This window comes from Candidatus Polarisedimenticolia bacterium (assembly GCA_036001465.1).
Classification (GTDB): Bacteria; Acidobacteriota; Polarisedimenticolia; order Gp22-AA2; family Gp22-AA2; genus Gp22-AA3.
The window spans coordinates 1-7,746 of the sequence record DASYUH010000073.1; the positions used below are offsets into that span (position 1 = coordinate 1).

Annotated in this window: 3 protein-coding genes; all 3 read left to right on the forward strand. The window is 67.3% G+C overall.

The window, feature by feature from the left end; translation table 11 throughout:
- The first annotated feature begins 130 nt into the window (after positions 1 to 130).
- Positions 131 to 1,672: an efflux transporter outer membrane subunit gene (locus VGV60_13985; protein ID HEV8702379.1), complete on the forward strand. Its 1,542-nt coding sequence runs from the start codon at positions 131 to 133 to the stop codon at positions 1,670 to 1,672.
- A gap of 733 nt (positions 1,673 to 2,405) precedes the next feature.
- The gene (locus tag VGV60_13990) at positions 2,406 to 6,911 is read left to right on the forward strand and encodes an FG-GAP-like repeat-containing protein (protein HEV8702380.1); all 4,506 of its coding nucleotides are present in this window, start codon (positions 2,406 to 2,408) and stop codon (positions 6,909 to 6,911) included.
- A gap of 651 nt (positions 6,912 to 7,562) precedes the next feature.
- Positions 7,563 to 7,746: hypothetical protein (locus VGV60_13995; protein ID HEV8702381.1), on the forward strand; the 184-nt coding region annotated here is incomplete at its 3' end.

Below are 7,746 nucleotides of genomic sequence, written 5' to 3' on the forward strand. Positions count from 1 at the left end.
ACATCACGCCGGTCATCTATCTGTACCTGGAGCGGTTCCAGGAGCGGGTGCTCGACCGCGTGGCGTTCTTCCGCGCCGGGCACGGGCGTCCTGTCCCCGTCGCCGCAGGAGTCGGGACGGAGGTGATCGAATGAGCCGGTCTAGTCGGCAGTCCGCCGCCAGGCTGTCCACCGCCTCAGGTCGCGTGGTCGGCTTCGCCGGGGCGCTTGGCGGGGCGCTCGCCGGCGTGCTCGCCGTCGGCGCGCTTCTCACCGGCTGCGCCGCAGGCCCCGAGTACAAGCGGCCGCCCGTCATCGTCCCGGAGCAGATCCGCGGGCTGGCCCTCCCCACCGACGCCGGCGCGGCGGAGCCTGGGGCTGTCCCGTCGGAGGTCGCCTCCCTCGCCGACGAGGCGTGGTGGCAAATCTTCCAGGACCCGGCCCTGAAAGCCCTGATCGACGAAGCGCTCCGGAACGGCTTCGATGTCCGCCTCGCCGCCGCGCGCGTCGAAGAGGCGCGGGCGAATGCCGGCATCGCACGATCTGAATTCCTTCCAGCGATCCAGGCCGACGGCGGCTGGTCGCGCAGCCGTCGGTCCGGATCCGTCTCCCCGGTCACCCAGACGATCAATCTCTACGACGTCAATCTCGGCCTGTCCTGGGAGATCGACCTCTGGGGCCGCTTGCGGCGGCTGAACGAGGCGGCCCTCGCGCGCTACCTGGCGACCGAAGACGCCCGCCGCGGTGTCCTGCTGTCGCTCGCCTCCGAGGTGGCCACGAGCTACTTCCGTCTGCGTGAGCTCGACTTCCAGCTTGAGATCGCCCGGCGGACCGCGACGGCGTTCAAGGAGACTCATGCCCTGTTCAGCCGGCGGCTCGAGGCGGGAACCGCCTCGGCCCTGGAGACCTCGAGCGCCGAGGCCTCGTTGGCAACGACGAGCGCGAGCATCCCCGACCTGGAGCGCCAGATCGTCGCGGAAGAGAATTTCCTCGGCCTCCTGCTCGGGAGAAACCCGGGGGACATTCCCCGCGGCGCCGCCCTCAACGACCAGCCGCTGCCGGAGCAGGTCCCGGCGGGGCTGCCGTCGGACCTCCTGAAGCGCCGCCCCGACATCCGCCAGTCGGAGCAGCAGCTCGTCGCCGCCAATGCCGACGTCGGCGTGACCGTCGCCGACTTCTTCCCGACAATCAGCCTGACCGGCGCCTTCGGAGGCGTGGCCCCCCAGGTGTCCGACCTCTTCGGAGAGGGGAGGACCTGGTCGGTGGGCGGCGGCCTGCTCAGCCCGCTCTTCCAGGGGCGCCGCCTCAAGAACCAGCACCGCGCCGCCGTCGCCCGATGGGAACAGGCGAAGGTGGAGTACGAGCGGAGCGTGACGAATGCCTTCGTCGAGGTCTCCAGCGCCCTCGTCGCGTATCAGAAGCTCGCCGACACCGAGACCGAGCAGGCCCGCGCCGTCGCCGCCTACCGCGAGGCGGTCCGCCTGTCGAACTCGCGCTACCTTGCCGGTCTTTCCGACTATCTCGAGGTCCTGCAGGCGCAGCAGCAACTCTTCCCCGCCGAGAACTCCCTCGCACGCACCCGCTTCGACCGGCTCGCGACGCTGGTCGAGCTGTACAAGTCCCTGGGCGGCGGCTGGCAGCTCGACGACAAGGATTGGGCGCACACCGAAACCCGCGCCGCCTCGACCCGGTAGACCCGCATGTCCGTGTGAAGAGTCGGCGCGCCCACCCGGGTGGCCTATCGCTGCCCAGGGGGAAAACGTCCGGGCTGGCGACGTAGCGCATCCCTTGGAAAACGTCCGGGCCGATGTGGAAGCGCGGGGCTTGGAAAACGCCCGGAGCCGCGGGGAGGCGCGGGGCGTGGAAAACGTCCGGGCCAGCGACCGTCCTGGACGCGCCGACGTTTGCAGGCCGGAAGCGCGGGCAGGCGACGCGACCATCGCGAAGATGAGCAACGCAGCGCACGTGGCGAGTCGGACAGGTGCCCTCATGTTCGAGCGTTTCCGGGGGCGGAAGAAACTCGCGACGAGTCAGATTGTCGGGGGCGGTTCCAGCAGTGCGATCGGCAATTGGTAGAGGCCGAATCCGTACGGTGAAAGATACACGAATAAATGTCCGGTGTCAACAAGAATTTTCAGGGAATCTTCACGCCCGACGCGGCGCCACGCGCGGAGACGAGGACGCAATACAAGTTGAAAGTGTGCCGCGCGTGGTAAGCTTCGCCAAACAAAGCCGCTCTGCCCGTCACGGCATGGAGCCAACATGGCGAAGTCGCGAGCTCCCGTCCTGGTGACGCTGGGCCTCGTCGCCTTCTCGTTGTCGATTGCCCCCTCGGCGAGTCCGCGCGCTGCCGTTCACGACGGTGCGCCGGCGCCGCCACGAAACGGTGCCGTCCCGCCAGGTGGGGCCGTCGCAGAAAACACTCCGTTGAAGCTCGCGGTCCCGGAGGGCTGGCTCGATCGCGTCCGGGGCAACATCCTCCGCTCGGAGTACCGGTTCTCCGTGAGCCGGCGGGGAATCCTGTCGGCGCCCAACCGGGCGCAGGGGATTCGTACCACCGTGGCCGGTCGGGGGATCGAGATGGTTCCGTTGCGACCGGAGGCTGCGGCGTGGAAGATAGGCCTCCGATTGAAGCGCTTCGGGCGCGAAGGCGCGTTGAAGACGGCGGGGAGAGGCACGGTGGTCGTGACGCAGGAGCGGGTCGAGCGCAAGCGGGCCGGCCTCGATGAGTGGTACGTCAACAGCCCGGAGGGCCTTCAAGCCGGATTCTCTGTGTCTGGCGACGGAACACCGGAAGCAAAGGATATCCGGGACCGGCCGCTCCAGATCGAGATCGGAGTCATATCCGATGCAAGGCCGGTTCAGAGCGAAGACGGAAGCGTCGTGCGTTTCAGCGATCGCCGCGGGACGACCGTCCTCGAGTACCGGGCGCCACGGGTCACCGACGCGAGAGGTCAGGAATTTCCAGCGAGCCTCTCGCTGCATGACGGCGAATTGGTGATCAGCGTGGACGACAAGGGAGCGATCCGCCCGCTGATCCTGATGCCGCTCGTCACGACGCCGTCCTGGATTCTGCAGGGTCCTGGCCCCAGCAGCAGCGCCTTCGGCACGGCGGTCTCGACCGCGGGGGACGTCAACAAGGATGGCCTGGACGACGTGGTGGTCGGCGCGCCGAGTTACAGCGGCGAGTTCTTCCAGCAGGGGCGCGCCTTCCTCTTCATGGCCACCGAGAACGGGATGAGCCTGACACCATCCTGGACGGCAGACGGAGAGAACCAGTACGCCTTCTTCGGACTGGCAATCGCCGGGGGCGACGTCGACGGAGACGGGTACGGCGACGTCGTCGTCGGCTCGCCCGGATACCTCGACGAGCAGGAGCTCAAGCCGGGGCGCGCCTACGTCTTTCATAACGGAGGAGGGGCTTTGCCCCAAACGGCCTCCTGGAGGCTCGGCCCGACGGAGCCCGACCTGATCATCACCGATTTCGGTTCCTCGATCGCCATGGGGGACATCAACAACAACGGCAGGGATGACGTGTTCATCGGCGCCTACACCTACAGCGGCGGCACCAAGATCCACGACGGCCGCGCCTACGGTTACATGGATGGCGCCGGGACTCCGGGCTGGGTCGTCGAGGGGGGGGAGGACCAGCAGTTCTTCGGTTGGATGGTGGCGGTAGCAGGCGATGTGAACGGGGACGGGTACGGCGACGTCCTGGTGAGCGGATACGGCAACTACAACGGGTCTTTCTACGGAGGCCGTGTGTCGCTGTACTACAGCATCGGGGGTCCCCCCGCGCAGTCGCCCGGCTGGACTGTTGGCGGCGCGACGCAGGAATCGATCGGCACTCTGCTCGCCGGGGCCGGGGACGTCAACGGCGATGGTTACGCCGATTTCCTCGTGGGCCATCACCTCGGCCTGGTCGACGTCTACATGGGGACGAAGGACGGGCCCCTGCCGATCCCATCCCGGTTTCTCTCGTATGCCCGCTCGGCAACCAGCATGTCCACCGGTCTGGCGGGCGCCATGGACGTGAACAACGACGGCTTCGACGACGTGCTCGTCAACGGGACCGCGGTCTGCAACGGCCTGACCCAGTCGAGCGCATTCCTTCATCTTGGGCGAAAGGACGGCCTCCTTCCCGGTGCGGACTGGTGCGCCGACAGCCGCCTGGGCTCGCCGGGGATCGACGACGATCCGGTCGCCACAGCGGGTGACGTCAACGGCGACGGCGCAAGCGACGTCATCATCGGCGCCACGAACTTCTCGAACGGCCAGCAGATCGTGGGCGCGGCCTACATCTATCGGGGTCAGGGACCGGGGATCGAAATCGTGGATCCCGCGTGCAAGGGATCGACGAAGTGCGACGGGGACTCTCTGGCAACCGTCGGCGGGCAGGTCCTGGTCAACCAGGATATCGACGAGCTGGTGAAGGCCGAAGTCAGGCGGATCGGCGTCGTCGCGGACGGGGTGACGTTGCTCCTGCTGCGTAAGCACGCTGCCGGCCAGGTGATGTTTTCCATGACCGCGCCCGACGGCCAGCCCCCCCAGGGCCTGGAGTGGGGCACCCTGATGATGCTCGACGGAACGTCCGAGGGAAACACCCTGACCGTCGACGCGCAGACGACACACGACGGCAAGAGAATCGCTTTCGCGCTCTACCGTCCACCTGAGAACCCGCCGCCCGGATTCACGCTTCCGCAACCCCTGGAGATGGACGTCCAGACGTCGGCCGGGCACGAGAGCAGTGTTCTCACCCTGGTGGCGCCACCGGTCGTCCTCGTGCATGGAGTCTGGAGCAGTGCGACGGACGCGTGGGGGACCGGGGCCGGCGGCATGCAGGGATGGCTCAGGGGTTTCGGGTTCAACGTGTGCGACGGCTGTGTGGTCGACTACAGTGACCAGCACGCGGTCCCGACCTTCGATCCATGGGAGCTCGACCCAGCGGAGTTGCGCAGCGTCAAGGCGATCGTCGACGGCGTCGAGGCGGCCCGACGGACCTATCGCGAGGCGGGTATGGCGATCACCCAGGTCGACGTCGTCGGGCACAGCCTGGGTGGGCTGTCGGCGCGCGCGCGCGTTGCGAGCCAACTCTACACCTATCGCAAGAACACGAACTTCATGAAGGGAGACTTCCACAAGCTGATCACCATCGGCTCGCCCCACCGCGGGACGGCGCTCATCGACTGGTTGTTGGTGCACAAGTGCGAGCGGCTCAATCTGCCGTTCAGGCCGACCATCGAGCATAAATTCGAGTCGGACGGCCGGCCGATCGGGGCCGGACTGTACGATATGCAGACCAATGCGTTCGCTCTGGAGCGCCTGGGGACGACGGACGTACCCGCCCGGGCCATCGCGGGCATTCAGCAGACGTACACGGACACAGAGTGGTGGCTCGACTGGATTCCCTGGTTGTCGGGGCATGATACCGTCACGGTCCAGAACCTTCTCGGCGTGCAGAGGAACCACGACACGATCGTCTCCATGGAAAGCGCCGTCGGGCAGCTGAGTCCGCTCGCATTCCGAGTCGAGCCCGGCGTGGTCCACACCGACCTGTCCTACGATCACGAGGACGTCGGCGAAACCGAATCGATGGAGGTCTGGCGAAGGGTGAGGGACGCCCTGCTCGATCCGATCGACGGCGTGTCATTCCGGCACTTCACGCCGCTCGCCCGATCGCTGGTGCCGCCCATTTCGCAGCAGCCCTGTCCAGCCTCCGCGCAGCCCTTCGAGGCGCCACGTCCCACGACCGCGATCGTCGAGATGACCCCGGCGCCGGGCACCATCGTCCAGCCCGGAGGGATGGTCACGGTGCAATTCACGATCACGGGCGGCAATCCGGTGGACGGCGCGGTGTTCGGCGGCGACGGAAGGCACAAAATCGTCGAAGGACCGGGTCCGTTCTCGGCGATCTTTGCGGTCCCGGAAAGCCGCGCGGGAGTGATCGAGCTCGAAGCAGGGACATTCGGGCCGGGTCCGGAGAATTACGCAGCCTCGACCTACATCGTGGTGCGGCGCGACGATGCGCCCGTGTCCATGGAGGTGATCCCTTCCGATCTGGCCTTCTCCCTCCCGCGGGAAGCGAAGCAGATCCGCGTCCTTGGACATTTTGCCGACGGAAGCGTGATCGACCTGTCTTCTGCGAACGCCGGGACGACCTATGGCGTCTCGAGCGGGACGGGCTCGGTCGTCACGGTCAGTCCCGACGGCCTCGTGCAGGCGGTCGGCGCCGGGTCGGACGCGGTGGCGGTCACACACGGTGGCAGCACGTTCGCCCTGCCGGTGAACGTCACCGTCACCAACCGGCCGCCGAGCATGGATCCGCTCGGCGAGATCACCCTGTATGCCGGCGAGGCTCTCGACCTTCCCATCACGGCCACCGACCCGGACGGGAACGCGATCAGCCTGTCCGGCATGGCCATCCCCGCGTTCGCCGCGCTCACCGACAGTGGCGGGGGGGCGGGACTTCTCGCGCTGCATCCGGGCGACGGCGACGTCGGGACCTTCAGCATGTTCGTCGCCGCGAGGGACGATGGGCTTCCGCCATTCGGCGGCGGCAGCCCACTCACCGTCACCGTCCTGCCATGCACCGGTCCGACCGCGGGGCAGACTCCCGACCTGTCGCTCTTCCAGGACGGCAGCATCTCCTGGCCGCCGATCGCCGGGGCGCGCGGCTACGACATGGTCGCCGGCTTCCTCTCCGGGGTGCTGAACAGCGGGGGCGACTTCAGCCAGGCGACGCTCGCGTGCCTGACAAACGACAACCCCCCGCCGTCCGCCATCTTCCTCGGACAGCCGCCACTCGGAGATGGGGTCTGGTTCCTGGTGCGGGACGAGCACTGCGCCGGCCACGGGACCTACGACGAGTTCGGGCCCGACCTGGTGCAGGCGCGCGACGCGGAAATCGAGGCCTCGACCCGCGGGTGCCCCTGAAGTCGCCAGGTACGGCTGTTCGGCATTGACGATCACGCTCGATCGTGCGTTGCCGCACTCCCGGGCCGTCGGACTGTAAGTCAGGTCCACGACCATGAAAGTGGGGTGATCGCCCGGGACGCTCACGTGCGTGTTGAGCGCGACGTAGTGGCCGTCATTGCTGATGCTGCCCTTGCCGTTGCCGATCCGATCCCATCCCTGCAGCCCGATGATGGAAGGTGTCCGCGCCGGGGTTCGGGCGCTGGGAATGGGGCTCTCCCGCTGTGTCGACGGTCTCCGCGAAAGAATGAGGAAAGCCGGACTCGGGTCTCCGAGGTGAGCCGGACCCTCGCGTGGTTGCCGCCAGGTCCCGCGACCGTGAATCCCCTGGCGCGCCGCGTTCTGCCATGATGGAAAACATCCGCCGCCATCCAACTGGTGGAACGGACGCGAAGCGGCGAGCTCGAGTCTGGAAGCACTGGCGCAGACCTGTCCCCGCGGAATGACACCACGCGCGCGTCACGATGGCGGGTCGCACGCCGGCGTGATTCGCGAATCCGCGAAACTGATTGAAGCATCACGGTTTCTCGCTTGTTTCCCCGCCCCGGCCCGCATGGCATCGCATTTGCTGGTATGAGCGTGTGCGTAATCTCGTGGAGGAGGGAAGAAGCCATGATGCGATTTCGTGGAAACACCATCTTTGGCGTCGTGCTGACGCTCGCCTTGTGCGCCATGCCGGGGCCGGCGCGCGCCGCGACTTCGTTCGATTTCCTGTTCAGCATGGACCGCGTGAGCAATGACAACCAGTTCTTCCTGAACGTCGCGGTCGACAACTACGGCTACAGCCGGCGCGATC